This window comes from Pseudomonas sp. Eth.TT006, from assembly GCF_054456575.1.
Genome location: NZ_JBTJEN010000025.1, coordinates 23,157 through 48,386, shown reverse-complemented (window position 1 = coordinate 48,386; position 25,230 = coordinate 23,157). Strand labels below are relative to the sequence as shown.

Here is a 25,230-nt window from a genome sequence, read left to right as displayed (position 1 = left end):
CAGACTCACTATGGAGGCACTGTGAAGGCATTGCAAGGCGTTGAAGGTCAAGTGGCATGGGTTGAAGAGCCGAGTCCGGCGTGTGATGTAGGACAAGTACGCATTCGCGTGGCGGCAGCCGGCCTCAATCGCGCCGATTTATTACAGAAAGCCGGGCTGTATCCACCGCCGCCCGGCGCCAGTCAGGTGCTCGGTCTGGAGTGCTCCGGGGTCATCAGCGAGGTCGGTGCCGGCAGTTCGTGGCAGGTGGGGGATCGGGTGTGCGCCTTGCTGGCCGGGGGCGGCATGGCCGAAGAGGTGGTGGTTGACGCTCGGCATGTGCTGCCGGTACCGGAAGGCGTTTCGCTGATCGAGGCTGCAGCATTGCCCGAGGTTTATGCAACAGTCTGGTTGAACGTGTTTCAACTGGCGGCGCTCAAGCCGGGAGAAAAAGTGTTGTTGCACGCCGGGGCAAGTGGCATTGGTTCAGCGGCCATTCAGTTGTGCAGGGCGTTCGGCAACCCGTGCTGGGTCAGCGTCGGTTCGGCGGAGCGTCTGGCTTACTGTGAAGCGCTCGGGGCTCAGGGCGGCGTGGTGCGCACCGATGATCTCGAAAGCCTGCGCGACTTCGGCCCTTTCGACGTGATTCTCGACCCGGTCGGTGGTAACTATGCGGCGCTGAATCTCAAGCTGATCGCGCTGGATGGACGTTGGGCGCTGATCGGTCTGATGGGTGGGCGCGAGGCGAAACTCGATCTGGGACAGGTCTTGGGCAAGCGCGTGCAATTGCTCGGCTCGACCTTGCGCAGTCGCGACGATCAGTTCAAGGCGGACCTGTTGAGCGACCTGGGGCAGCAGGTCTGGCCGTTGTTTGCCGAAGGGCGGTTGAAGCCGCAACTGGCGAAGGCGTTTGCGGTGAAGGATGCCGAGGCGGCGTTTGCCGAGCTGGCGAGTAATACCGTGTCCGGGAAGTTGGTATTGGTGATTGACGAAAGTCTGAGCTGATTACAAGGGCAAGATCAAAAGATTGCAGTCTTCGGCAGCTCCTACAGGGTGTACATCATTCCAATGTAGGAGCTGCCGCAGGCTGCGATCTTTTGCTTTTATTTCCAGAGATGAATTGGCCAGCCGGTCTTTTCGGCATGCTCCAGCAACACCGGATCCGGATTCACCACATGCGGGAAATCCACCTTCAGCAGCAACGGCAGATCATTAAAACCTGTGGGAGCGGGCTTGTTCGCGAAGGCGGAGTGTCAGTCGATGAGTTCTTGACTGATTCACCGCCTTCGCGAGCAAGCCCGCTCCCACATTTGCATCCATGGTTACTTCCAGAGGTGGATCGGCCAGCCGGCCTTTTCGGCATGCTCCAGCAGCACCGGATCCGGATTCACCACGTGCGGGAAATCCACCTTCAGCAACAACGGCAGATCATTAAAACCTGTGGGAGCGGGCTTGCTCGCGAAGGCGGAGTGTCAGTCGATGAGTTCTTGACTGACACTCCGCCTTCGCGAGCAAGCCCGCTCCCACATTTGAATCCATGGTTACTTCCAGAGGTGGATCGGCCAGCCGGCCTTTTCAGCATGCTCCAACAGCACTGGATCCGGATTCACCACGTGCGGGAAATCCACCTTCAGCAACAACGGCAGATCATTGCGTGAATCGGAGTAGAAACTCGCGCCCTCGAGGTTTTCTTCCTCGGCATCCAGCCATTCCAGCAAACGGGTGATCTTGCCTTCGCGGTAGGTCAGCGTGCCGACGGTGTGGCCGCTGTAAACGCCATGCGCGACTTCCAGTTCGATCCCGAGAATCTCGTCGATGCCCAGACGCTCGGCAATCGGTTTGACCAGGTGTGTGCCCGAGGCCGAGATCACCAGAATCCGGTCGCCGGCCTTGCGGTGGGCGGCGATGGTTTTGGTTGCGTCGCTGAAGATGATCGGTTCGATGAAGTCTTCCACCCACGGGCCTACCAGATGTTCGACTTCTTCCGGGGTGCGGCCGATCAGTGGTTCGAGGCTGAACTCCATATAGTCTTCCATGCGCAATTTGCCATGGCTGTAGGCGTCCATCAGCTCGTTGTTCTTGCGCATGAACGACTCGGGATCGACCCAGCCCAGACGGCCCATCTGCTCGCTCCAGAGGGTGGCGCAGTCGCCGTGGATCAGGGTTTCGTCCAGATCAAAAATTGCCAAAGCCATCGGTTCTCTCCGAGAACAGCTGCGAGCTACAAGCGTCGAGCTGCAAGAATTGAAATCAGTCACGCCGCAGTCTACCGCTTGAGGCTTGTAGCTCGAAGCTTGCAGCTGCTTTCAAGCCACTTCACACAGGGCCGTCGGATCGATGGAAAGCGCCAGGCGCTGACCGTCGGGGTGCAGATCCGCCGCCGAGCGGTTGAGCACGTCGACCACCAGTTCCACGCCGCGCGCTTCGACCCGATAGCGGATCACGTTGCCCAGCAGGCTGTGGCTGCGGATCTGTGCATCGAGTTCGCCGTTGAGGCTCAGTTCGATGGCTTCCGGACGAATCGCGATGCGGTGGTTGATCGGCCGTTGCAACAGCTTCGAGGCGGCATCGGCGTCGAGCAGGTTGTAGTTGCCGATGAAGCCGGCGGCGAACAGATCCACCGGCGCGGTGTACAGGGTTTCGGCGTCGCCGCTCTGGACGATTTTCCCTTGGTTCATCAGGAAAATCCGGTCGGACATGGTCAGCGCTTCTTCCTGGTCGTGGGTGACGAAAATTGTCGTCAGGCCAAGTTCGCGCTGGATCTGCCGAATCTGTTCGCGCAGGTGTTTGCGAATCCGTGCATCCAGCGCCGACAGCGGTTCGTCCAGCAGCAACAGGCGCGGACGGGTGACCAGCGAACGGGCGAGGGCCACGCGTTGGCACTGACCACCGGAGAGCTGGTGCGGATAGCGGCTGGCGAAATCGTTGAGTTCGACCAGTTTCAGCACCTCGGTGACGCGCTTGTGGCTGTCGTCGGGATTGACCTTCTGCATGCGCAGTCCGAAGGCGACGTTCTGTTCGACGGTCATGTTGGGGAACAGCGCATAGCTCTGGAACACCATGCCGATCCCGCGTTTCTGCGGGCTCAGCGGCACGATGTCGACGCCATCGAGCAGGATCTTGCCGCCATCCACCGGCGTCAGCCCGGCAATGCAGCGCAGCAGCGTGGACTTGCCGCAACCCGACGGGCCGAGCAGGGTGACGAATTCGCCCTTGTTGATTTCGCAGTTGATGTCGCTGAACACCGTGGTGCCGGCGTAGTTTTTCTTCAGGTTCTGGACGCTGACATAGCTCATTCGCTTTTGTCCTTGTTCAAGATGTTGGCGATCCAGGTCAGGACCAGCACGAAAAAGAAGTACGAGATCACCAGCGCACTGGTGAAGTGCCCGCTGCTGTTGCGCATGTTGTTCAGGTACACCTGCAGGGTTTCGTAGCGCGTGCCGACCAGAATGTTGGCGAACACGAACTCGCCGAACAGGAACGAGAACGACAGCAGCAGCGCGACCATCAGGCCTTTGCGCAGGTTCGGCAGGACCACCAGAATCGCCGCCTGAAAGGTGCTGGCGCCGAGCAGTTGCGCGGCGTCCATCAGGTCGCGCAGGTTGATCGCCTGCAGGTTGTTGGTGATCGCCCGGTACATGAACGGCAGCGCCACGGTGAAGTAGCAACCGATCAGGATCCACGGCGTGCCGACCATCGCCAGCGGCCCGGAACCATACAGTTGCAGTAGCCCCACCGACGACACCACCGGCGGCACCGCGAAGGGCAGCAGGATCAGAATGTTCATCAGCGCATCGAGTTTCGGGAAGTGGTAATGCACCACGAACAGCAGCGGCAGAATCAGCACCACCGACAGCAGCAGCGCACCGACGCACACCAGCAACGATTGACCGAAGGCGTGCAGGAAGCGCGGATCGCTCCACAGCTGCAGGTACCACTTGAAGGTGAAGCCGCTGGGCAGAATGGTCGCCGACCAACTGCTGGCGATCGAGTAGATCAGCGTGCCCACCAGCGGCAGCAGCAGGATCGCGAACAGCAGACAGACCACGACGCGGTGGTAGACGCCGGCCGGGCCGGATTCAGCGCGAGACATGGTAGCTCCTCTTCAGCAGCAGTTGATGCACGACGGTGACGAGGGTCATCAGCGCCACCAGCACCACGGCCAGCGCGCTGGCCAGGTTCGGGTCCAGCGAAATGTCACCGGAAACCATCGCCGCGATGCGGATCGGCAGCACGTTGAAGTTGCCGGTGGTCAGCGCATACACGGTGGCGTAGGCGCCGAGGGCGTTGGCCAGCAGGATCACGAAGGTGCCGAGCAGTGCCGGGGTCAGCACTGGCAGACCGATGTGGCGCCAGAACTGCCAGCCGTTGGCGCCGAGCAGCGCCGCGGATTCGCGCCAGTCTTCACGCAAGGCGTCGAAGGCCGGGTAGAGCAGCAGCACGCCGAGGGGAATCTGGAAATAGGTGTAGAGAATGATCAGGCCGGTTTTCGAGTACAGGTTGAAATCTTCAATGATCCCGGCCTGCTTGAGCATGATGGTGATGCTGCCGTTGAAGCCGAGCAGGATGATGAACGCGAAGGCCAGGGGCACACCGGCGAAGTTGCTGGTCATGTTGGCGAAGGCGTTCACGAAGTTGCGCAGTTTCGAGTCGACCCGGCGCAGCGAGTAGGCACCGAGCACGGCGATAATGATGCCGAACACACTCGACCAGAAACTGATTTCGAGGCTGTACTGGATCGCCTGCAGGTAGAACTTCGAACTGAAGATCTTGCTGAAGTTGGCGAAGCCCCAGCCGAACTCTTCCGACTGCAAACTGTTGATCATCACCCACACCAGCGGGGCGATTTCAAACGCGATAAAGAACAGGGCGAACGGCACCAGACACAGGGCCGCCAGCCATTTTCCGCGAGTCATGGCATTCACTTGAGCAGCTCCCGGCACACAGGTTTGTCGTGGGGCACGCCGAGCAGTTCGCAGACCGTGCCGCAAAGGTCGGTCTGTTTGGGCGCAGCGTCAGGGTTAAGGCTGAAGGCGTCACCGAGGACGAACAGCGGCACCTGGCGTTCTTCCGGCAGCAGGCCGTTGTGCGAGCGGTCGTTGTTCATGCCGTGGTCGGCGGTCACCAGTACTTGATAACCGGCATCGAGCCAGCCTTGCAGGTAATCGGCGAGGACGACGTCCGCCGAGCGTGCGCTGTTGCGGTATTGAGAGGAATCGAGGCCGTGCTTGTGTCCGGCATCGTCGATGTTCATCGGATGAATCAGCAGGAAATTCGGTGCATGGCGCAGGCGCAGGCTTTCTGCGTCAGCGAACAGGTGCGAGTCCGGGTAGTGATCGTTCCAGTAAAAATGGCCGTGCTGGATCGGCAGCGTCGGATCGTCGGTGTGCCGGTCGCGAGCCGCTACGAACGGCGAACGGTTATACAGCTCGCTGACCCAATGGTAGGCCGCCGCCGCGGTTGTCAGGCCGGCGTCACGGGCGTAGTGGTAGATGCTGCGCTGGGTGGACAGGCGTGCGACGTTGTTATGGACGATGCCGCTGTCAATCGGCGGCACGCCGGTAAGAATGCATTCGTAAAGCGGTCGGGACAGGGCCGGCAACTCGCACTCCACCTGGTAGAGCGCGGCGCGTCCTGCGCCAACGTAAGCCTGCAGATGCCCCATGGCGTGACGCGCGACCTCAAAATTGAGGCCGTCGAGCACGACAAGGATGACGTTGTGCTTCATAGGGGCAAAAACTCCGCGAAACAGGAAACTTCAGATTCAACTTGGATCTCCCTGTGGGAGCGGGCTTGCTCGCGAAAGCAGAGTGTCAGTCAACAATTTTTTGACTGATCCACCGCATTCGCGAGCAAGCCCGCTCCCACATTTGGATCTTCAACAGATCACAAAAGGGTGATCAGCCGCCTTATTTCATCTCTACGATGACTTCTTCGTTCCACTTCTGCGGCAAGGCCTTGGAGGTTTTTTCCCACGCGTCGGCGTCCTTGATCGGCGTGACCTTCTTGTACTGCTCGTTTGGCAGCAGCTTGGCTTTCACGTCTTCCGGCAGTTGCAGGTGCTCGGCGCGGATCGGACGGGCATTGCCGCGGGCGAGGTTGGTCTGGCCGGCGTCGCTGAAGATGTATTCGCGGGTCAGCTTGGCGGCGTTGGGGTTTTTCGCGTACTTGTTGATGATGGTGGTGTAGCCGGAAATCACCGAACCGTCGGACGGGATCAGCACCACGTAGTCATCCGGGTTGGCCATCTTGGCCTTGTAGCTCAGGCCGTTGAAGTCCCAGACCACGCCGACTTCGATCTCGCCTTTTTCCATGGTGGCGATGGTCGGGTTGGCCATCGACAGGCGGCCCTGCTTGGCGATGTCGGCAAACAGCAGCAGGGCCGGCTGGATGTTCTTCTCGTCGCCACCGTTGGCCAGGGCGGCAGCCAGTACGCCGTTGGCGGCTTGCGCGGCGGTGCTCACGTCACCGATGGAAACCTTGTATTTGCCGCCCTTGAGGTCAGCCCATTTGGTCGGTACTTCGGAACCGTGCAGCAGCTTCTTGTTGACGATGAAAGCGATGGTGCCGGTGTAGGCCAGCGCCCAGTTGCCATCCTTGTCCTTGGCCCAGTCCGGGACCTGATCCCAGGTGCTTGGCTTGTATGGCTGGACCACGCCTTGCTTGACCGCGATCGGGCCGAAGGCAGCACCGACGTCGCCGATATCGGCGGTGGCGTTGTCTTTCTCGGCGGCGAACTTGGCGATTTCCTGGGCCGAGCTCATGTCGGTGTCGATGTGTTTCAGGCCGTAGGTCTTGGCCAGGTCTTCCCAGGTGCCTTTCCAGTTGGCCCAGTCATCGGGCATGCCGACGCTGTTGACGGCGCCTTCCGCTTTCGCAGCGGCTTCGAGGGTTTTCAGATCGGTACCCGCCGCCATGGCGGAGGTGCACATTGCAATGGTCGAGCCTAACAGTGTTGCCAGGAAAAGCTGTTTCATTCCGAAGCTCCTTGGTCGTGTTCAACGCTGCGATTGCGGTTTGTGTTGGTCTAGGTCAGCAATACCTGAGCCAATTTAAGCGGGCTGGATGACACTTTGATGTCTGCGCTCGCCCGGATCGGCCTTTATGCACCTGGTTCTGGCGCTTGCCCGGTAAGCGTAGACCAAGGTCAAAGCCCCGGCTGGCAAGGGACTTGGCCGATGTATTGCAAGTCATGAGGACGACCGTTGGGCGGGTTTGTCATCTCTCGGTCATCTGCACTGCCTAGGCTTGCAAGGCATGCAAACGGCTCGCGGGCCGTGCGGTTTGTGCCCCGAAACAGTGCTGGTCTAGTCCAGATAGGTAACGTTGATGCGCGATGAGGCAACAAAAGCGGTGACAGCCATCGGCCAGGTGCTGCAGGAGCAGCTCGATCACGGTCTGTTGGCGGCGGGCAGCAAGCTGCCGGCCGAGCGCAAGCTCAGTGAGTTGTTCGGCACCACGCGCATCACCGTGCGTGAGGCGCTGTTGCAGCTGGAGGCGCAGGGGCAGATTTATCGCGAGGAGCGGCGCGGCTGGTTCGTTTCGCCGCCGCGTCTGGCGTACAACCTGATGCAGCGCAGTCACTTTCACGCGATGGTCAGTGCGCAGGGGCGGGTGCCGTCGACCGAGGTGATTTCGGCGCGCTTGTTGCCGGCTTCAGCGGCGGTGTGTGCGTGGTTGCAGTTGCCGGCGTTGTCGAGCGTGATTCAGATTTGCCGGTCGCGGCGGATTGACGGGCGGCTGGTGCTGTATGTGGAGCACTATCTGAATCCGCAGTTTTTTCCGGGGATTCTGGAGTTTGATCTGAATCAGTCGATCACCGAGCTGTATGCGCGGCATTACGATTTGCATTATGGGCGGGTGCGCTTCGAGATTGTGCCGACGTCGTTGTCGGTGGATGCGGCGGCGGCTTTACGGGTTTCTGTCGGGAGTCCGGGGCTGAGGATTGCTCGGGTCAATTATGATCAGCATGAGCGGTTGATTGATTGTGATCTGGAGTTTTGGCGGCATGATGCGATTCATGTGGGGGTAGATGTGGTTTGAGGGTTGGTCTTGGCGGCCTCTGGGCCGACCAGGTTGTGGGGATTTTGGGTGTATATCCGTTGCTTCGGGTGCTGCGGCTGGCGGTTTCGCCCTTACGGCGAGTCACCTTTTCCAGACGCCGAAAAGGTAACCCAAAAGGCTTGCCCCAACGTTCGGCCCTCGCCGTGGCTCGGGTTCCTTCGCTCCGGGATACATCCGGGGGCAGCGCCTACGGTTTGCTTCGCTGCACCTCCTCTCGCTGTGTTTGGCTTCGCCAAACGGTCGCTGCGCTCCCACCCCCGGATGCATCCCTCCACTCAGCCTGCCGACGGGGCCTGCAGATCAAAAGCTGCAGCCGAGCTAACGCTCATCCTGTTGAGTGGTGAAGAGCGGATGCGGTCTGCTTTGGCTTTTCTGTAGGAGTGAGCCTGCTCGCGATGGCGGCCTGCGAGCCGACCAATCTCCAACTGAACATACCCAATCCCCTGTAGGAGCTGCCGAAGGCTGCGATCTTTTGATCTTGATTTTGTGGGAGCTGGCGTGCCACCGATAGCGCCCTGACAGCCATCCCGGCTTCAAAGCTACACTCGGTCAAATGTGGGAGCGAGCTCGCTCGCGAAAGCGCCCCCCACAGTCACCTAATGCTTATTTGCCCACCCCAGCATTCCCATACAAATAATCCGTCGCCAGCGACGCCATGGTCCTCACCCCAACCACCAGCGCCGACTCATCGACAAAGAACCCCGGATTATGATTCGGCGCGGCCTTGCTCATGTCCTGATCCCGTGGCGTGACCCCGAGAAACACGAACAACCCGGGCACTTCCTTGGCAAAAAAAGAAAAGTCTTCCGCACCACCCACCAGCGGTGCATTGACCACGTCATCCTTGGCCGCCCACTTCAGCGTCGGCAGCATTTTCTCGGTCAGTGCCGGGTTGTTGATCGTCGGGTCGTATTTTTCGATGATGGTGACGTCGGCTTTGGCGCCGCCGCTTTCGGCGATTTTTTCGATGGTCTGGCGGACGTCAGCGTGCAGTTTCTGGCGGATGCCGTAGTCGTAGGAGCGGATGGTGCCGCTCATGTCCACCGACTCGGGGATGATGTTGTAGCGCGTGCCGCCGTTGATGGTGCCGATGCTCACGACTGACGGGTAAGAAGAGATGTCGGTGCGGCGGCTGACCACGGTTTGCAGGCCGACGATGGTTTGCGCGCCGACGGTGATCGGGTCGATGCCGTCCCACGGGCGGCCGGCGTGGGTTTGTTTGCCGAGGATTTTGATGCGCAGGTCGTCGGAGCTGGCCAAGGTCGCGCCGGGGCGGTAGGCGATCTGGCCGGCGGGGACACCGGCCCAGACGTGCAGGCCGAACACGGCGTCGGGTCTGGGGGATTTCATCACGCCTTCCTCGACCATCATTTTTGCGCCCCAGGTGTTTTTGCCGTCGGGGATGAAGTCGCTTGGGCCTTCTTCGGCGGGCTGGAAGTAGAACACCACGGTGCCGGGCAGGGTGTCGCGCAGGCCGGTCAGAACTTTCGCCGTGCTCAGCAGGATCGCGGTGTGGGCGTCGTGGCCGCAGGCGTGCATCACGTCGACTTCTTTGTCGAGGTAGGTGCCTTTGGCTTTCGAGGCGAATGGCAGGTCGGCGACTTCCTTGACCGGCAGCGCGTCCATGTCGGCGCGCAGGGCCACGGTCGGGCCGGGCAGGGCGCCTTTGAGGATGGCGACCACGCCGGTGCGGGCGACGTTGGTTCTGACCTCAAGGCCCAGCGCCTTGAGCTGCTCGGCGACCAAGGCAGCGGTGCGTTTTTCCGTGTTGCCGAGTTCCGGGTGAGCGTGCAGGTCGCGGCGGGTTTCCAGCAGTTGTGGTTCAAGGGCCTGGGCTTGCGCCGCGATCTGTTCGCGGGTGCTGTCCAGGGTGGCCGCGTTGGCGTGGCCGGCGACAAGCGTAAGCAGAAGGGCGTGAGCTATGCGGGTCAGTTGCATCGGGTTTCTCCATGGTTATTGTTGTTCTGGCTTCCCTGCCTGTGACCCGCACATCGTGCCCAAGTGCTATTCCTTGGCCTGGCCACCGCCGGCAGTGATCACTTGCACGCTCATGCGCGGCGTGGCCAGATCGAGCCCGGCCTCGTCGAGATGACGTTTGAGCGACAGGTTGAACGCGCGGGAAACTTCCCATTGTTTGATCGGCGCGGTCTTGAACCGCGCCCGCAGGATCGCGCTGCCGGACTCGAAACTTTCCACGCCCTGAATCTCCAGCGGCGACCAGATGTTGCGCCGTTGCAGGGGATCGGTGCGCATCTTCTGGCCGACTTCGCGCATCAGTTTGATCGCGTCGTCGATCTCCATGTTGTACGGCACCGCCACGCGGAAGATCGCGTAGCCGAATTCCCGCGAGTAGTTCTTGATGCTCTTGATTTCGCTGAACGGGATGGTGTGGACGATGCCGTCGATGTCGCGCAGGCGCACGGTGCGGATGGTCAGGCCTTCGACGGTGCCGAGGTGGCCGCCGACATCGACGTAGTCGTCGATCGCCAACGAGTCTTCGATGATGATGAACAGACCGGTGATCAGGTCCGCCACCAGCGACTGCGCACCGAAACCGATGGCCAGACCGATGACACCGGCACCGGCCAGCAGCGGGGTGACGTTCATGCCCATGTTCGCCAGGGCGACGATCAGCGCAATGATGAAGATCGCCACGAACAGCACGTTGCGGATCAGCGGCATCATCGTCTGCGCGCGGGCGTTCGCCAGGCCTTTGCGCGAGCGGGTGAGGGCGTGATGCACGGCGGTGTCGGCGAGGATCCAGATCAACCAGGAGAAAATCAGCGTGCCGATCAGGCTGAACAGTTTGACGCTGACGTCGTGGCCTTCGCCCTCGGCGAAACCGATCAGCGACTTGCCCCACACGCGCAGGCCAAGCTCGATAAAGGTCAGCCACACCAGCAGGTGGGCGAGGGTGTAGAAGAAGCTTTTCAGGCGTTCCGAGTACAGCGCGTGGCGCTTCGGCCCGCGCTGCGGTTTGAGCGAGTGACGACGCACGAGACCGTTGATCACCATGCACATCACCAGCAGCACGGTGCAGATCAGCGACTGGCGCAGGGCGGTGCTGGTGTCGCCGGCAGAAACGAACGTGGCGAACAGCGAGATTCCCACCAGTACCAGCGCCGGCACGTACCAGAAGGTGCCGAGGATATCGATGGTGTCGCTGAGCGCACGGCGGGTCAGGCGCCGCGATAACGGCTGGTTGCGGATCAGGTGCGCGATCGGCCGGCGGAACCGCAGGATGAACAGGCCGGTGAATAGCGCCGCGAGCACATTGGTGACGGTCGCGGTGGTGTGCGCCAGATGCACGCCGAGGCTCTCCACCAGACGCGGGTCGTTGAGCGCTTCACCGAACGCGGCGAAGCTGCCGATCAGCCACAACGGACGGAATGCCTGATGGCGCAGGATGTACAGCGCGCGGTGCCGGTGCGGGCCGTCGAGCAGCGAGAAGGCGATCACGCAGATCGCCGAGAAACAGGTGCCGACCACCAGCGCATAGGCCAGCACCATCGCCAGGCTTTTGCCCAATGACGATGGCAGCGCGTAGCTCATGTAAACAGTGATCACCAGCGCGATCAGCCACGGTCCGAGCTTGCGCAGGGCGAAGCGCAGCATGTCGAGGGCCTTGGGGTGCTGCGGCAGTTCTTCGGTCAGGCCGAAGCGCATGCGCACCCGGTGCCCGAGCCAGATCAGCGCGGCGGCGAGCAGGCTCCAGACCATCAGGATCACGGCGAAGCCGAAGATGATCGGCAGCCATTCACTGGCCGGCAGCATCAACGCGTTGAGCTCATCCTTGGCCAGATCGAATTCTCTGGACCAGCGGGTCAGCGGACTGTCGTCCCCGGAGAACTGTTTCTCGAAACTGGCCAACGTGCCGCCGATGAGGCCGAGAACGCCTTCTTCCGGCGAGGCCTGGGCTATTTTGGTGGCGTCGCGCAGTTTTTTCAGATCGCTCAGCAATTGCGCGCGCTGCTTGTCGTTTTCCAGCGACTTGATGACCTCATCCAGCGACTGGCCCAATGGCTCCTGCGCTTCGGGTTGCGCCTTGGGCGTGTTGAGCAGCCCCGGCAAACCCACCGCATGGGCAGGGGCCAGCGGCATCAGGGTCATCAGGCAGACAAGGAACAGGCAGGGCAGAGCAAACAGACGAGCGAACACTAGACGGTCAACCTCGCAAAGGGGCGAATTGAACGAGTGTACGAGGCAGCCAGAATCAATGCGAGCCGGGCGCCGATTTATTCGTTGAGTTTGGCGAGGATCTTGTAGACCACGGTCGCCAGGATCATCAGCATGCCGATCCACATGGCGAACACCCCGAGGTTCTTGTCGCGAAAGTTGAAACCAACGGCCAGCAGAATCATCCCGGACAGGATGGGAATGAGCATGCCGTGGAATGCGGACATCGAGATCATGGTGACTGCCTTGTCGGAAAGAATGATCTGAGTCTAGGACGGTTTCGACCTGTAGGAGCTGCCGAAGGCTGCGATCTTTGCTTTTGATCTATAAAAAAACAAAATCAAAAGATCGCAGCCTTCGGCAGCTCCTACAGGGGCGAGTTGGCTTACGGTAGTTCGTGGCTGGCGTAGAACGCGCTCAGCACTTTGACCAGGTGCGCCAGGTCGTGGCTGCCGCACAATTCGCGGATCGAGTGCATGGCGAAGGTCGGCAGGCCGATGTCGACGGTGCGCACGCCCAGGTGGCTGGCGGTGATCGGGCCGATGGTCGAGCCGCAACCCATGTCGCTGCGCACCACGAAGCTTTGCACCGGCACTTCTTCGGCCATGCACAGATGGCGGAAGAAGCCGGCAGTTTCGCTGTTGGTGGCGTAGCGCTGGTTGCTGTTGACCTTGATCACCGGGCCGGCGTTGAGTTTCGGGCCGTGGTTGGCGTCGTGCTTCTCGGCGTAGTTGGGGTGCACGCCGTGAGCGTTGTCGGCCGAGACCAGCAGCGATTTCTGAATGGTGCGGACGAACTCGTCGCCTTCCGGCAACAGGCGGCGCAGGGTCTGTTCGAGCATCGGGCCGTCGGCGCCGCAGGCCGAGCAGGAGCCGACTTCTTCGTGATCGTTGCACACCAGCACGCAGGTTTCTTCGGTGTCGGCGGTAAGCAAGGCTTGCAGGCCGGCGAAGCAGGACAGCAGGTTGTCCAGACGCGCACCGGCGATGAAGTCGCCATGCAAACCGATGACCGCCGCGCTTTGCGTGTCGTAGAAGCTCAGCTCGTAATCCAGCACCACGTCGGCGTTCAGGCCATGTTCGCGGGCCAGTTGATCGGTGAGTACGGCGCGGAAGTCGACGCGCTCGTCACCGGCGAACTGCGCGAGGATCGGTGGCAGTTCGGTCTGCGCGTTGATCGCCCAGCCCTGATTGGCTTCACGGTTGAGGTGAATCGCCAGGTTGGGAATGATCGCGATCGGTGCCTTGAAGTCGATCAACTGGCTTTCGACCTTGCCGTCGCGGCGGAAGGTCACGCGGCCGGCCAGCGACAGGTCGCGGTCGAACCACGGCGCCAGCAGCGCGCCGCCATAGACCTCAACGCCGAGTTGCCAGAAGCCCTGGCGTTGCAGTTCCGGTTGCGGCTTGACCCGCAGGCACGGGCTGTCAGTGTGCGCGCCGACCAGACGGATACCGTCGTGCAGCGGCGAGTTGCGGCCCATTTTGATCGCGACAATCGAGGAGTCGTTGCGGGTCACGTAATAGCGGCCGTTGGCCTCGGTGTGCCACGTCTCGCGCTCGTCGAGGCGCACGTAACCGGCGGCCTCCAGACGCTGAACGAGGCTGGCGGTGGCGTGGAACGGGGTAGGGGAGGCCTTGAGAAAGTCGATCAGGCCTTGGTTCAACTCTTCGCGCATAAGAAGCTCCAGACAGCAATGGGCGGGAGTTTAACGCATCGGCCAGGGAATTGAATCCGCACCGGATCCCCTGTAGGAGCTGCCGAAGGCTGCGATCTTTTGATTTTAAAACAAGATCAAAAGATCGCAGCCTTCGGCAGCTCCTACATAAGGGCGGCGGTGTTGCTCAGAACGGTGCCGGGCATTCGAAGCGCAGGCGCTCGCCGGTTTGCGGGTGGGTGAAGCTCAGCATGCTCGCGTGCAGACACAGGCGCGGCCAGGCGGCCAGGGCTTGTTCGTGGGCGTAGAGGCCGTCGCCCAGCAGCGGATGGCCGATGGACAACATATGCACGCGCAACTGGTGCGAGCGCCCGGTGATCGGTGTCAGCTCGACACGGCACCAGTCGCCGCAACGTTCCAGCACGCGCCAGAAGGTCAGCGCGTGTTTGCCGAATTCGTGATCGACCACGTGCCGTGGTTTGGTCGGCGGGTCGTAGCGCAGGGGCAGGTCGATGCTGCCACTGTCGAGTTCCGGCTGCCCCCAGGCCAGGGCGGTGTAGGCCTTTTCGGTTTCGCGGTCGTGAAATTGCCGCGACAGTTCGCGATGGGAATCGGCGTCGCGGGCCAGCAGGATGATGCCGGAGGTTTCCCAGTCCAGACGATGGACGATGCGCGCTTCCGGGTAGCCGTTTTCCTGCAGGCGGGTGATCAGGCAGTCCTTGTTGTCGTCGGCGCGACCGGGCACCGAGAGCAGCAACGTCGGTTTGTCGACCACCAGCACGGCGGCGTCCTGATGAATGATGCGGATGTTGGACAACGGCATTAAAACAGCCTCGTAACAAATGCCAACGGCGGCTCAGAGCCCCTGACACTCCTGTAGGAGCTGCCGAAGGCTGCGATCTTTTGATTTTCAAAACAAGATCAAAAGATCGCAGCCTTCGGCAGCTCCTACAGAGGCTTCAAGGATCTGAGCCGCCGTCGTTCCTGCCGGATCGACTCAGCGATCAGGCAGGGTGATGTTGAGTTCCAGAATCGAGCAACTGCCCTGGCTTTCCAGCGCAACATGTACGTCGTCGTTGCCGATGTTGACGTACTTGCGGATCACGTCGACCAGTTCCTTCTGCAAGGCTGGCAGGTAATCCGGCGTGCTGCGCTGGCCGCGCTCATGCGCCACGATGATCTGTAGACGCTCTTTCGCGACCGAGGCGGTACTTGGCTTTTTATTGGCACGAAAGAAGTCAAAAAGGTTCATTACCTACCTCCAAACAGGCGCTCGAAGAATCCCTTCTTCTCGACATCGAGGAAACGGTGGGCTTTTTCTTTGCCCAGCAAACGGTCGACGGTATCGCTGTACGCCTGACCGGCATCGCTCTGGTCGTCGAGAATCACCGGGACGCCCTGGTTGGAGGCCTTGAGCACCGCCTGGGATTCCGGGATCACGCCGAGCAGGGTTACCGAGAGGATTTCCTTGACGTCTTCAACGCCCAGCATTTCGCCCTTTTCCACGCGCTCTGGATGGTAGCGAGTGATCAGCAGGTGTTCCTTGATCGGATCTTCGCCACGTTCGGCGCGACGCGACTTGCTGGCCAGCAGGCCGAGCATACGGTCCGAGTCACGAACCGAAGACACTTCCGGGTTGGTCACGACGATCGCTTCGTCAGCGAAGTACATGGCCAGGTGTGCGCCTTTCTCGATGCCCGCCGGCGAGTCGCAGACCACAAACTCAAATTGTTCCTTGAGTTCCATCAGGACTTTTTCCACGCCTTCCTGGGTCAGCGCGTCTTTGTCGCGGGTCTGGCTGGCGGCCAGCACGTAGAGGTTTTCCAGGCGCTTGTCTTTGATCAGGGCCTGTTGCAGGTTGGCTTCGCCGTTGACCACGTTGACGAAGTCATACACCACGCGACGCTCGCAACCCATGATCAGGTCGAGGTTACGCAAGCCCACGTCGAAGTCGACGATTACAGTTTTGTGCCCGCGCAGCGCGAGACCGGTACCGATAGCGGCGCTGGTGGTGGTCTTACCCACACCACCCTTGCCGGATGTAACCACGAGAATCTTGGCCAAGGTGTTTCACCCCTAAGGAAAAAGGACAGTTGAGTCCCTGAAAAACATCTCTTGAAAACTACTGCAGTCGGACAGCCTTGGCTGGAATTTGGCTTTTGGCCTTTTTCCTACGTCGTTTGAGCCGTTTTCGCTACGTTTTAGAGATGCTTGGAAAATGCGGCAGTATCCGTTAAAGCCGAATGATGTTCAACACGTCGGCCGACAGGCTGACCTGCACGCCGGCGCCCCATAGCGGATCACGACGCAAATCTTCGGAAACCTTGTAATGCCCGGCGATGGAGATCAGTTCAGCGCTCAATTGCTGACAGAAAATCCGGGCCTTGGTGTCGCCTTTGACGCCGGCCAGTGCACGACCGCGCATCGGGCCGTATACATGGATGTTGCCATCGGCAAGAAGTTCCGCCCCCGGACTGACCGAGGAAATCACCACCAGATCGCCACCCTGGGCATATATCTGTTGGCCACCACGTACTGGCGTAGTGATCACGCGGGTGGCTTTGACGGTCGGCTCCGGCGGTTTTTCCGGCTTCTTCACCGGGGCCGGTTCTGGCGTTTCCAGCGGCCGTTCACGGGCGCCGGACGGCGGCAGCACGGGGATGTCGATGGCGATGGCGGCGGCGATGTCTTCGATACGGCTGGCGCGGATTGCCAGGGTGCGCAGGCCGTGCTGACGGCACACGCGCATCAATCCCGGCAGGTCGACCGCGCCTTCGCCCGGTGGCAGTTTGTCCAGGGCCAGGACCAACGGTGCATTGCTGAAGAAATTCGGTGCCTGGGCGACTTTCGCGGCCAGTTGCCGATCAAGGCTGTCGAGGTCGTTGCGGGACAACTCCAGCACGGTAATGGCCAGCATGCTGCCCTTCAACTGGAACACGGAATCTTGGTCTGGCGATTGGTTTTGGCTCATATCGGCATACAACGGCTTGTCACTAAAAGTGCCGAGACTTATAACGAGAACGCCCGCGAGCCGCAAGCCGGGTCGAACGATGTAGAATGCGCGGCCACTGTATTTACGGAAGCTTTAATGGATCGCCCGCGTTTTCGAAAAGCCTATCTTTCTCCACGCTTCTGGCCGCTCTGGTGCGGTCTGGGGTTGTTGTGGCTGGTCGTGCAGTTGCCGTATCCGGTGTTACTGACGATCGGTCGTGTCCTCGGCGCGCTGATGTACCGCGTGGCCGGCGACCGGCGGCGCATTGCCAAGCGCAACCTTGAGCTGTGCTTCCCGGAAAAATCCGCCGCCGAGCGCAAACGCCTGCTCAAGGAAAACTTCGCCTCCACCGGTATCGCCTTCTTTGAAATGGCGATGAGCTGGTGGTGGTCCCGCGAGCGCCTGGCGAAACTGGCGCATGTCGAAGGGCTGGAGCATTTGCAAAAAGCCCAGCGCGAAGGCAAGGGCGTGATCCTCATGGCGGCGCACTTCACCACCCTGGAAATCGGCGCGGCGCTGCTCGGTCAGCAACACACCATCGACGGCATGTACCGCGAGCACAAGAATGCGCTGTTCGACTTCGTTCAGCGCCGTGGCCGCGAGCGGCACAACCTCGACTCGCTGGCGGTGGAACGTGACGACGTGCGCGGCATGCTCAAGCTGCTGCGGGCGGGCCGGGCGATCTGGTACGCACCGGATCAGGACTACGGCGCCAAGCAAAGCATCTTCGTGCCGCTGTTCGGCATTCAGGCGGCGACCGTGACCGCGACCACCAAGTTTGCCCGGCTGGGCAAGGCGCTGGTGGTGCCGTTCACTCAGGAACGTCTGGCCGATGGCAGCGGGTACAAGCTGGTGATCCATCCGCCGCTGGAGGACTTCCCCGGCGAAACCGAAGAAGCCGACTGCATCCGCATCAACCAGTGGGTGGAAAGTGCGCTGCGCGCCTGCCCCGAGCAATATTTGTGGGCACACCGGCGCTTCAAGAGCCGTCCACCGGGTGAGCCGAAGCTCTACCCGAAACGCCGCGGCTGATTCACTTACCCCTTTCAAGCACCATGGAGCGTTGCGATGAGCCCAGCTGAACCGGTCACAGGTTTGATTCTTTCCGGCGGCGGGGCTCGGGCGGCGTATCAGGTGGGGGTGCTGGCGGCGATTGCCGAGTTGCTGCCGCTGGGCGCGGACAATCCGTTTCCGGTGATTGTCGGCACCTCGGCCGGGGCGATCAACGCGGTCAGCCTGGCCAGCGGCGCTACGGACTTTCGCGCCGCCATCGAACGCCTGACGCTGTTCTGGCAGGGCTTTCGCAGCCATCGGGTATTGCGCAGCGACTGGCCGGGGGTGATCCGCCAGGCCAGCCGTTTTGTCAGTCACAGCCTGCTCGGCCTCGGTCGGCAACTGCCGGTGGCGCTGCTCAACAGTTCGCCGCTGCGCGACCTGCTCAATGAAAAACTGCACATGCCCGGGATTGCCGAATCCATCGCGCGCAAGCAATTGCACGCGGTGGCGGTGACCGCGTTCGGCTACGAGTCGGGGCAGGCGGTGACGTTCTATCAGGGCGGCGGCAAGATCGATGCGTGGCTGCGTCATCGGCGGATCGGCGTGCCGACGCAGTTGTCAGTGGAGCATCTGCTCGCCAGTTCGGCGATCCCGTTGCTGTTTGCCCCGGTGAAAATCGGCGAGGAATATTTCGGTGACGGCGCGGTGCGCCAGTCGGCACCGATCAGCCCGGCACTGCATCTGGGCGCGAGCCGGGTGCTGGTGGTGGGCGTGAGCGGCAACCCGCGCGGTTTAGATCCACAGCAACCGCTGGAACGCGCCTACACCGGGCAACAGCCGACGCTGGCGCAGATCGGCGGGCACATGCTCAACAGCACGTTCATTGACAGTCTGGAGAGCGACATCGAGTTGCTGCAGCGTCTGAACCAGTTCAGTCGACTGATGCCCGAGGGCGTACCGACTCGCGAGCTGGGAGTGGCGCCGGTGGAGGTGCTGGTGATTGCGCCGAGTCAGCCGATCGACGAGATTGCGGCGCGCCATCGTCAGGAATTGCCGGCGGCGTTGCGCCTGTTCCTGCGCGGGCCGGGCGCGACCAAAACCAGTGGTGCCGGGGTGCTGAGTTATCTGCTGTTCGAGGCGGGGTATTGCAGCGAGTTGATCGAACTGGGGCGGCGCGATGCGTTGGCCAAGCGTGAGGAGTTGTGCCGGTTTCTGGGGATCAGTGAGGCGGTGGTTCCGGCTTGAGATGTGTGTTGCGGCTAATCGCTGGCAAGCCAGCTCCCACAAGGATCTGTGACGCAAACAAATTTTGCGTACACCCAAAAACCTGTGGGAGCTGGCTTGCCAGCGATGGCGTCCTCACGAACGCCATCTACACCAGCATCAGAAGTGGAACTTCACCAGGAAGCTGGTCACGTTCTGATTGGTGGTGAACGCACGGGAGTCTTCGATCGCGTACTTGTCTTTCCAGTAGTCGTACTCGACACCCACGTACAGCTGCTTCTCGCCGAAATTCAGCGCCTTGCCCAGGTCGTATTTGATCTGCGGGTTGAAGTGCAGGTTGGCGTGGTAGGTGCCTTTGCTGTTGGTGTCGTTGTCGACGACCCAGTCCATGAAGCCGTCGATCAGGATGTTCGAGTCGCCGACCGGAATGGTGTACGACCATACCGGGGTGATCTGCCAGACGTTGTCACCAGGGCGCGAGCCTTCGGTGTGGCGCTGGTAGAAGTTCAGCTGGAAGTAGTCGAAGCCCGGGATCGCCAGGTCGAAGCCCGGACCGATCAGGTACGACTCGACGTCGCCTTCACCAAACTCGTAAGTCATCGCCAGCAGCACGTCCTTGACCGGGCCGAACTCGAGCTTCTGGTCGAGGATCTTGCCCAGCGACAGGCGCGGGCTGAATTCGCCGTAGTAGGTGTTGTTGCCGACGCCGGCGTCTGGCTTGCCGTTGTAGAAAATCTTGTCGACGAACAGGAAGTTATCCCCGTACTTCCAGGCGTCGGCATGTTCGAAAGTGACGGTCTGCTGGATCGCCGGGTTGACCTTGAAGTCCTTGCCGTAGAGATAGGTCAGGCTGTTGTTCTGCCATTGCAGCAGGCCGTCGGCCATGGCCTCGCCGCCGGCCAACATCGATCCTGCGAGCATCAGGCTGGTGCACATACGTTTCATTCGGTTGCTCCCAAAGTAGGTGTTCCACGTTTATTTTTTTAAGATCGGCGCTCTGGTGTGGCGCCTTTTTTCGTTGCTGCAAAAGTCATCCGACCGGTCAGCTTTAATGCTGTTAGCAAGAGCTGCGCCAAGGCTTTCGAAAAGCCAAAAAACGCCCGTTCGGCTGCTCTGAAAAACAGTCGATTGCGCGTGTTTTCGGGATGCCTCGGTACTGACCGGGGCCGGGGTAAGTTGGCCCGTTGGTCAGGAATCAGATTCGGGCTTTTTTTTAGACCGAATTCAAGAGGCCGCGGAGAATACTGACTCCTCGGCCAGGTCTCAAGTGCCCCGCAACAGAGCACCGACGACAGGTATGGGGCACGGATGCGGGCCATCTCAGAAATGCACCTTGACCAACAGGCTGGCGGTGTTCCGGTGGGGGTCGACCACCCAGTGCAGATAGCCGTCGATCAGCAGGTCGGAATGGCCAATCAACAGAGCGTTGGTTTGCGTGCGAATCATCGGTTGCTCCCTGTTGTTTTTATTGTTGAGGCAGGGTGTTGCACATCCCCTTTGGGAGCGGGCTTGCTCGCGAAGAGGGCGTGTCAGTCGCCATCATTGTTGAATGACACAGCGCTTTCGCGAGCAAGCTCGCTCCCACAGGGTTTTGTGATGACTTAATTAATGCTGATGCGCATGGCAGTCATTGATCGCCGCGCGTTCGGCGCCGCCGAGGATGTTGAACAACAGGTTCAGCGTCAGCGCGCTGAGGGTGGCCATGGCGATGCCGCTGTGGGTGATCGGGCTCATCCACAGCGGCAGATGCGCGAAGAACTCCGGACGTACCACCGGAATCAGACCCATGCCGATGCTCACCGCCACCAGCAGTTGATTGCGCCGGTCACCGATGTCGGCCTCCTGGAGGATCTTGATCCCGGTCGCGGCGACCATACCGAACATCGCAATCGCCGCACCGCCCAGCACCGCCGGCGGAATCGAGGCGACGAGGAACGCGGCTTTCGGCAGCAGGCTCAACACGATCAGCAAGCCACCGGCAACGATGGTCACCGAACGACAGCGCACGCCGGTCATCTGCACCAGGCCGATGTTCTGCGCGAACGAGGAGTGGGTGAAAGTGTTGAAGAAACCGGCCACGAACGAGGCGCCGGCGTCGCACAGCAGACCGCGGCGCAGCATGCGTGGGCAGACTTCCTGACCGGTGATTTTGCCCAGCGCGAGAAACATCCCGGTGGACTCGACGAAGATGATCACCACCACCAGACACATCGACAGAATCGGCGCCAGCTCGAATGTCGGCATGCCGAAGTGCAACGGGGTGACGAACTGAATCCATGGTGCGTTGGCCATGCCGCTCAGATCGACCATGCCGATCGCGCCGCACAGCACGTAGCCGAGGCACATGCCGATCAGTACGGAAATATTGACCCAGAAACCGCGCATGAAACGGTGGATCAGCAGAATGGTCGCCAGCACCAGCGCGGCGATCGCCAGATAGATCGGTGAACCGAATTGCGCAGCGGCGGCGCCGCCACCGGCCCAATTCACGGCCACGGGAAACAGCGACAAACCGATCGAGGTGATGACCGTGCCGGTCACCAGCGGCGGGAAGAAGCGCACGACCTTGGACATGAACGGCGCAATCAGCATGCCGAAGAACCCGGCGGCAATCGTTGCGCCGAAGATCCCCTGCAGACCGATGCCGGGCATGCCGGCCATCGCCACCATGCTGCCGACCGCGGCAAAACTGGCGCCCATCATCACCGGCATGCGGATGCCCATGGGGCCGATGCCGAGTGACTGAACGATGGTGGCGACACCGGCGACCAGCAGGTCGGCGTTGATCAGGAAGGCGATTTCTTCACGACTCAGGCCAGCGGCCTGTCCGATGATCAGCGGCACCGCGATGGCACCGCCGTACATCAGCAGAACATGTTGCAAACCGACCAGGATCAGTTGCAAAAGGGGCAATCGCTGAATGGCGGGTGCGTCGGGGATGCGCGCTTTGGACAGCTCGGACATGCAACACCTCGGATCTTTTTTATTCTTGTGATTAACAGCTGTTGGGTTGCTCACAGCTGTTTCTTTGCATCAGGTAAACCGCGTTGCGGCCAATCGCTGGCAAGCCAGCTCCCACACAGGCAGTGCAAAACCCTGTGGGAGCTGGCTTGCCAGCGATGCTTTTACGGCTTAGTTGGTCTGCGCTCCCTGGGCGATCCAGGCACCGATCAGGTCACGTTCCTGCTGGGTCATCTGGGTGACGTTGCCCAGCGGCATGATCTGCGTGGTGATGGCTTGCGCCTGGATCCGCGCCGCGTTCTGGCGGATCTGTTCGGGGGTGTCGAACATCACACCGGCGGGCGCCGCGCTGAACAGCGGGCTGGTCGGCTTGGCCGAATGGCAGACCGCGCAGCGTTCCTGGATCACGTTGTGCACCTTGTCGAACGCAGGTGCGTTGGACGCTTGCGCCGGTGCTGCAGCAGGGGCTGCTGGCGCTTCAGGTGCCGCCGCTGCCGCCGGTTTCGCGCCACCGCCCAGTGCCGTTTCCGGCAGCGGTTGGTACTCGATTTTTGCCGGTGCCTTGGCCACGTCCGGCGCGGTTGGCATCGGCGCGGGGCCGGTGACGTACGCCAGGGTGATCATGCCCACCGCTGCCACCGGCAGAGTCCAGGCAAACTTGTGGCTGTCGTGACGGGTGTTGAAGTAGTGACGCACCAACACCGCCAACACCGCGATCCCGGCCAGGATCAACCAGTTGTACTGGCTGCCATAAGTGCTCGGGAAGTGGTTGCTGATCATGATGAACAGCACCGGCAGGGTGAAGTAGTTGTTGTGCCGCGAACGCAGCAGGCCTTTGGCGGGCAGTGCCGGGTCTGGCGTGCGGTTTTCGGCAATCGCGGCGACCAGCGCACGTTGCGCCGGCATGATGATGCGGAACACGTTGCCGACCATGATGGTGCCGATGATCGCGCCGACGTGCAGGTACGCACCGCGACCGCTGAACACCTTGCTGAAGCCATACGCCGCGCCGATGATCAGTACGAACAGGATGAAGCCGAGCAGGGCGGGTTTCTTGCCCAGTGGCGAATCGCAAAGGAAGTCGTAGATGAACCAGCCGGCGATCAGCGAACCGATGCCGATGGCCACGCCTTCAGGGCCGGTCAGGCCGCTGCCGGGTGCCACGAGGTAGAGCACGGGGTTGGAGTAGAACACCACGCACAGCAGCGCGATCCCCGACATCCAGGTGAAATAGGCTTCCCATTTGAACCAGTGCAGGTTCTCCGGCATCGACGGTGGCGCCAGTTTGTATTTTTCCAGGTGATAGATACCGCCGCCGTGGATCGCCCACAGATCACCGGCCAGACCGGTTTTCGGGTTGACGCGGTTAAGGTTGTTCTCCAGCCAGACGAAGTAGAACGACGCGCCGATCCAGGCCACGCCAGTGATCATGTGCACCCAGCGCACGCTCAGGTTCAGCCATTCCAACAGATGTGCTTCCACAGTCTTTACCTCTCGCCCGTCACTCTTGTTGTCGAGTGATCGGACCTTCTCTTATTGGTGGGGGGCGAGGATCAAACGCTCATCCTCTTTGAAAAAATGCTCATCGCAGTTATTGCCTGTGCCACTGCGATCAACCACCAGGAAGTCATCCCGCTTTTCGATCGTCAGCACCGGGTGGTGCCAGACGCCGCGATGGTAATTGATGCCCTGCCTGCCGTTGGTGACGAAGGCGCGGACCAAGCCTGATACAGGTACATCGCCAAGTGGCGCGACCACGATCAGAAAGGGGTTGCCGAGCAGCGGTATAAAAGCCTGGCTGCCCAGCGGATGGCGTTCCAGCATGCTCACGGTCAGCGGCATGTCCTGCGCGTCGGCGCGGAAGATGCTGATGATCGCGTGGTCCTCAGGCGTAGCGGTTTCGACCGTCGCCAGTTTATGGAAGCGCATGGTCGAACCGTTGTTGATCATGAAGTGAGCGCTGCCGTCGGTTTCGATCACGTCACCGAAGGGGGCGAAGGCTTCTTTGGTCAGCGGTTCAATCTGTAGTGTGCGCATGCTGTTCTTATCCGGATTCTGTGTTGATTTCTATGACGCCTTCGCGAGCAAGCCCGCTCCCACATTTGGAATGCATTCCCCTGTGGGAGCGGGCTTGCTCGCGAATGGCTTCACCGCTTATTTCGCGACCTTGCCCAATACGCGCAGGCGACTCACACCACCATCCGGGAACACATTGAGGCGAATGTGGGTGATCGGGCCGAGTGCCTTGATCTGCTCGACGAAGGTGTGTTCGGCGTGCATTTCCAGCTTCTGGCTGGGCAGCAGTTCACGCCAGAACAGCGACTGGGTTTCGATCTGGCTGTCGGTGCCGCCCTTGACGAACGCGCCCTGGATCGAGCAGCTGTCCGGGTAGTTGCCCTTGAAATGCAGGGTGTCGACGATAATTTTTTCGATCTCGCCCGGATGGCCCAGCGCGACGATCACCCAGTCATTGCCCGGGGTGCGACGGCGTGCAGTTTCCCAGCCGTCGCCCATGTTGATGCCACGGCCCGGGTTGAGGATGTTGCTCATGCGGCCGAAGTGTTCGTCGGAGCAGGCGAGGGCGCGGCCACCGTTGAGCGCTGCAGCCAGATCCACTTGCTCGTTGTCGCCAACCGCGGACCAGTCGCGGAACGGAATGCCGTACACGCGCAGACGGGCCACGCCGCCGTCCGGGTAGATGTTGAAGCGCAGGTGGCTGAACGCCTGGTCGTTGCTGATTTCGTGGTAGTGGTGGCTGTTGCCCTGCAGCTCGACGGCCGACAGCACTTCAGTCCACTGGGTGTCTTCGTCCGGCTCGCCGGAGGCCAGGAAGCACGCTTCCAGCGAGGCCGATGGCGGGTAGTTACCGGTGAAGAATGAAGTGTCGATGTCCACGCCTTTGATCGAGCCTGGTACGCCCAGGCGGATCACCGCGCTGTCGTAGCCTTCGAAGCGCTTGCGACGCGACTCCCAGCCGTCCATCCACTTGCCGTTGTCGTCGAACACACCCTCCTTCCACACGGCCGGGGTCGGCTGAAACAGGCGGTTGGCGTCGGCGAACCAGTCATCGGTGACCGAGATGATTTTGGTGCCCAGACGGGCATCGGCCAGGTTGACGAACTTCTCGAAAGGTACGGCGTAAGCTTTCATTCTTCTTGTCTGCCTTTGAATAAGTGGCTGGGGA

24 protein-coding genes and 1 pseudogene are annotated in these 25,230 nt (G+C 61.0%); 4 read left to right on the top strand and 21 right to left on the bottom strand.

Translation table 11 applies throughout. The features are described from left to right. Positions 1-21: 21 nt before the first annotated feature. Positions 22-984 carry a zinc-binding dehydrogenase gene (locus ACXR0M_RS26000; protein WP_458834478.1) on the top strand — a complete coding sequence of 321 codons (963 nt, stop codon included), beginning with the start codon at positions 22-24 and terminating at the stop codon, positions 982-984. Positions 985-1,082: 98 nt separating this feature from the next. On the opposite strand, the pseudogene ACXR0M_RS25995 reads toward ACXR0M_RS26000, so the two are convergent. The 7 genes and pseudogenes from ACXR0M_RS25995 to ACXR0M_RS25965 form a co-directional block, all read right to left on the bottom strand. After that, a pseudogene (locus ACXR0M_RS25995) lies at positions 1,083-1,193 on the bottom strand (HAD family hydrolase); the annotation flags it as partial. A 327-nt stretch (positions 1,194-1,520) separates the two neighbouring features. Beyond that, positions 1,521-2,174 carry an HAD family hydrolase gene (locus ACXR0M_RS25990; RefSeq protein ID WP_458834477.1) on the bottom strand — a complete coding sequence of 218 codons (654 nt, stop codon included), beginning with the start codon at positions 2,172-2,174 and terminating at the stop codon, positions 1,521-1,523. Positions 2,175-2,285: 111 nt separating this feature from the next. Then, positions 2,286-3,275, bottom strand: coding sequence for an ABC transporter ATP-binding protein (locus ACXR0M_RS25985; RefSeq protein ID WP_458834476.1), 990 nt, complete (start codon positions 3,273-3,275; stop codon positions 2,286-2,288). Further along, entirely contained in the window at positions 3,272-4,072 is an 801-nt protein-coding gene (locus tag ACXR0M_RS25980; RefSeq protein ID WP_458834475.1) for an ABC transporter permease, read from the bottom strand. The genes ACXR0M_RS25985 and ACXR0M_RS25980 overlap by 4 nt, the downstream gene beginning before the upstream one ends. After that, on the bottom strand, positions 4,059-4,895 hold the full coding sequence (locus tag ACXR0M_RS25975; RefSeq protein ID WP_458834474.1) for an ABC transporter permease: 837 nt from the start codon (positions 4,893-4,895) through the stop codon (positions 4,059-4,061). Before ACXR0M_RS25975 ends, ACXR0M_RS25980 begins: the two co-directional genes overlap by 14 nt. 5 nt (positions 4,896-4,900) lie before the next feature. Then, positions 4,901-5,707 (bottom strand): alkaline phosphatase family protein, encoded by an 807-nt coding sequence (locus ACXR0M_RS25970; protein WP_458834473.1) that lies wholly within the window; start codon positions 5,705-5,707, stop codon positions 4,901-4,903. A gap of 181 nt (positions 5,708-5,888) precedes the next feature. After that, positions 5,889-6,956, bottom strand: coding sequence for an ABC transporter substrate-binding protein (locus ACXR0M_RS25965; protein WP_027613356.1), 1,068 nt, complete (start codon positions 6,954-6,956; stop codon positions 5,889-5,891). Positions 6,957-7,308: 352 nt separating this feature from the next. On the opposite strand from ACXR0M_RS25965, the gene ACXR0M_RS25960 reads away from it, so the two are divergent. Beyond that, complete coding sequence (locus tag ACXR0M_RS25960; RefSeq protein ID WP_458834472.1) at positions 7,309-8,022, top strand: UTRA domain-containing protein; 714 nt, start codon at positions 7,309-7,311, stop codon at positions 8,020-8,022. 624 nt (positions 8,023-8,646) lie between these two features. On the opposite strand, the gene ACXR0M_RS25955 is transcribed toward ACXR0M_RS25960, so the two are convergent. From ACXR0M_RS25955 to minC, 8 genes are all read right to left on the bottom strand, one after another. Next, positions 8,647-9,981 carry an amidohydrolase gene (locus ACXR0M_RS25955; RefSeq protein ID WP_458834471.1) on the bottom strand — a complete coding sequence of 445 codons (1,335 nt, stop codon included), beginning with the start codon at positions 9,979-9,981 and terminating at the stop codon, positions 8,647-8,649. Positions 9,982-10,047: 66 nt separating this feature from the next. After that, the gene (locus tag ACXR0M_RS25950; RefSeq protein WP_458834470.1) at positions 10,048-12,201 is read right to left on the bottom strand and encodes a mechanosensitive ion channel family protein; all 2,154 of its coding nucleotides are present in this window, start codon (positions 12,199-12,201) and stop codon (positions 10,048-10,050) included. A gap of 77 nt (positions 12,202-12,278) precedes the next feature. Continuing rightward, positions 12,279-12,455, bottom strand: coding sequence for a hypothetical protein (locus ACXR0M_RS25945; RefSeq protein WP_458834469.1), 177 nt, complete (start codon positions 12,453-12,455; stop codon positions 12,279-12,281). A gap of 149 nt (positions 12,456-12,604) precedes the next feature. Then, positions 12,605-13,894 (bottom strand): M18 family aminopeptidase, encoded by a 1,290-nt coding sequence (locus tag ACXR0M_RS25940; protein ID WP_458834468.1) that lies wholly within the window; start codon positions 13,892-13,894, stop codon positions 12,605-12,607. Between the two features lie 166 nt (positions 13,895-14,060). Beyond that, positions 14,061-14,696 carry an RluA family pseudouridine synthase gene (locus ACXR0M_RS25935; RefSeq protein ID WP_458834467.1) on the bottom strand — a complete coding sequence of 212 codons (636 nt, stop codon included), beginning with the start codon at positions 14,694-14,696 and terminating at the stop codon, positions 14,061-14,063. A gap of 174 nt (positions 14,697-14,870) precedes the next feature. After that, positions 14,871-15,125, bottom strand: coding sequence for a cell division topological specificity factor MinE (minE, locus tag ACXR0M_RS25930; RefSeq protein ID WP_003223146.1), 255 nt, complete (start codon positions 15,123-15,125; stop codon positions 14,871-14,873). Continuing rightward, a complete protein-coding gene (gene minD, locus ACXR0M_RS25925) occupies positions 15,125-15,937 on the bottom strand; it encodes a septum site-determining protein MinD (RefSeq protein ID WP_458834466.1) in 813 nt (270 codons plus the stop codon). The genes minE and minD overlap by 1 nt, the downstream gene beginning before the upstream one ends. Positions 15,938-16,106: 169 nt before the next feature. Beyond that, a complete protein-coding gene (gene minC, locus ACXR0M_RS25920; RefSeq protein WP_458834465.1) occupies positions 16,107-16,844 on the bottom strand; it encodes a septum site-determining protein MinC in 738 nt (245 codons plus the stop codon). Between the two features lie 117 nt (positions 16,845-16,961). Between minC and ACXR0M_RS25915 the strand changes: the two genes are divergently transcribed. Continuing rightward, positions 16,962-17,897, top strand: coding sequence for a lipid A biosynthesis lauroyl acyltransferase (locus ACXR0M_RS25915; protein WP_458834464.1), 936 nt, complete (start codon positions 16,962-16,964; stop codon positions 17,895-17,897). Positions 17,898-17,933: 36 nt separating this feature from the next. Next, positions 17,934-19,106, top strand: a complete 1,173-nt coding sequence (locus ACXR0M_RS25910) for a patatin-like phospholipase family protein (RefSeq protein WP_458834463.1) — start codon at positions 17,934-17,936, stop codon at positions 19,104-19,106. 138 nt (positions 19,107-19,244) lie between these two features. Here the strand turns inward: ACXR0M_RS25910 and ACXR0M_RS25905 are convergent, their stop codons facing one another. The 6 genes from ACXR0M_RS25905 to alc form a co-directional block, all read right to left on the bottom strand. Next, positions 19,245-20,030: an outer membrane protein OmpK gene (locus ACXR0M_RS25905; protein ID WP_458834462.1), complete on the bottom strand. Its 786-nt coding sequence runs from the start codon at positions 20,028-20,030 to the stop codon at positions 19,245-19,247. 375 nt (positions 20,031-20,405) lie between these two features. Beyond that, positions 20,406-20,531 carry a hypothetical protein gene (locus tag ACXR0M_RS25900; protein WP_458834461.1) on the bottom strand — a complete coding sequence of 42 codons (126 nt, stop codon included), beginning with the start codon at positions 20,529-20,531 and terminating at the stop codon, positions 20,406-20,408. 159 nt (positions 20,532-20,690) lie between these two features. Beyond that, the gene (locus tag ACXR0M_RS25895) at positions 20,691-22,049 is read right to left on the bottom strand and encodes a nucleobase:cation symporter-2 family protein (RefSeq protein ID WP_458834460.1); all 1,359 of its coding nucleotides are present in this window, start codon (positions 22,047-22,049) and stop codon (positions 20,691-20,693) included. Between the two features lie 168 nt (positions 22,050-22,217). Beyond that, entirely contained in the window at positions 22,218-23,528 is a 1,311-nt protein-coding gene (locus ACXR0M_RS25890; RefSeq protein WP_458834459.1) for a urate hydroxylase PuuD, read from the bottom strand. A gap of 51 nt (positions 23,529-23,579) precedes the next feature. Further along, positions 23,580-24,083 carry an ureidoglycolate lyase gene (locus ACXR0M_RS25885; protein ID WP_458834458.1) on the bottom strand — a complete coding sequence of 168 codons (504 nt, stop codon included), beginning with the start codon at positions 24,081-24,083 and terminating at the stop codon, positions 23,580-23,582. Positions 24,084-24,200: 117 nt separating this feature from the next. Further along, on the bottom strand, positions 24,201-25,196 hold the full coding sequence (gene alc / locus ACXR0M_RS25880) for an allantoicase (protein WP_458834457.1): 996 nt from the start codon (positions 25,194-25,196) through the stop codon (positions 24,201-24,203). Positions 25,197-25,230: the final 34 nt, after the last annotated feature.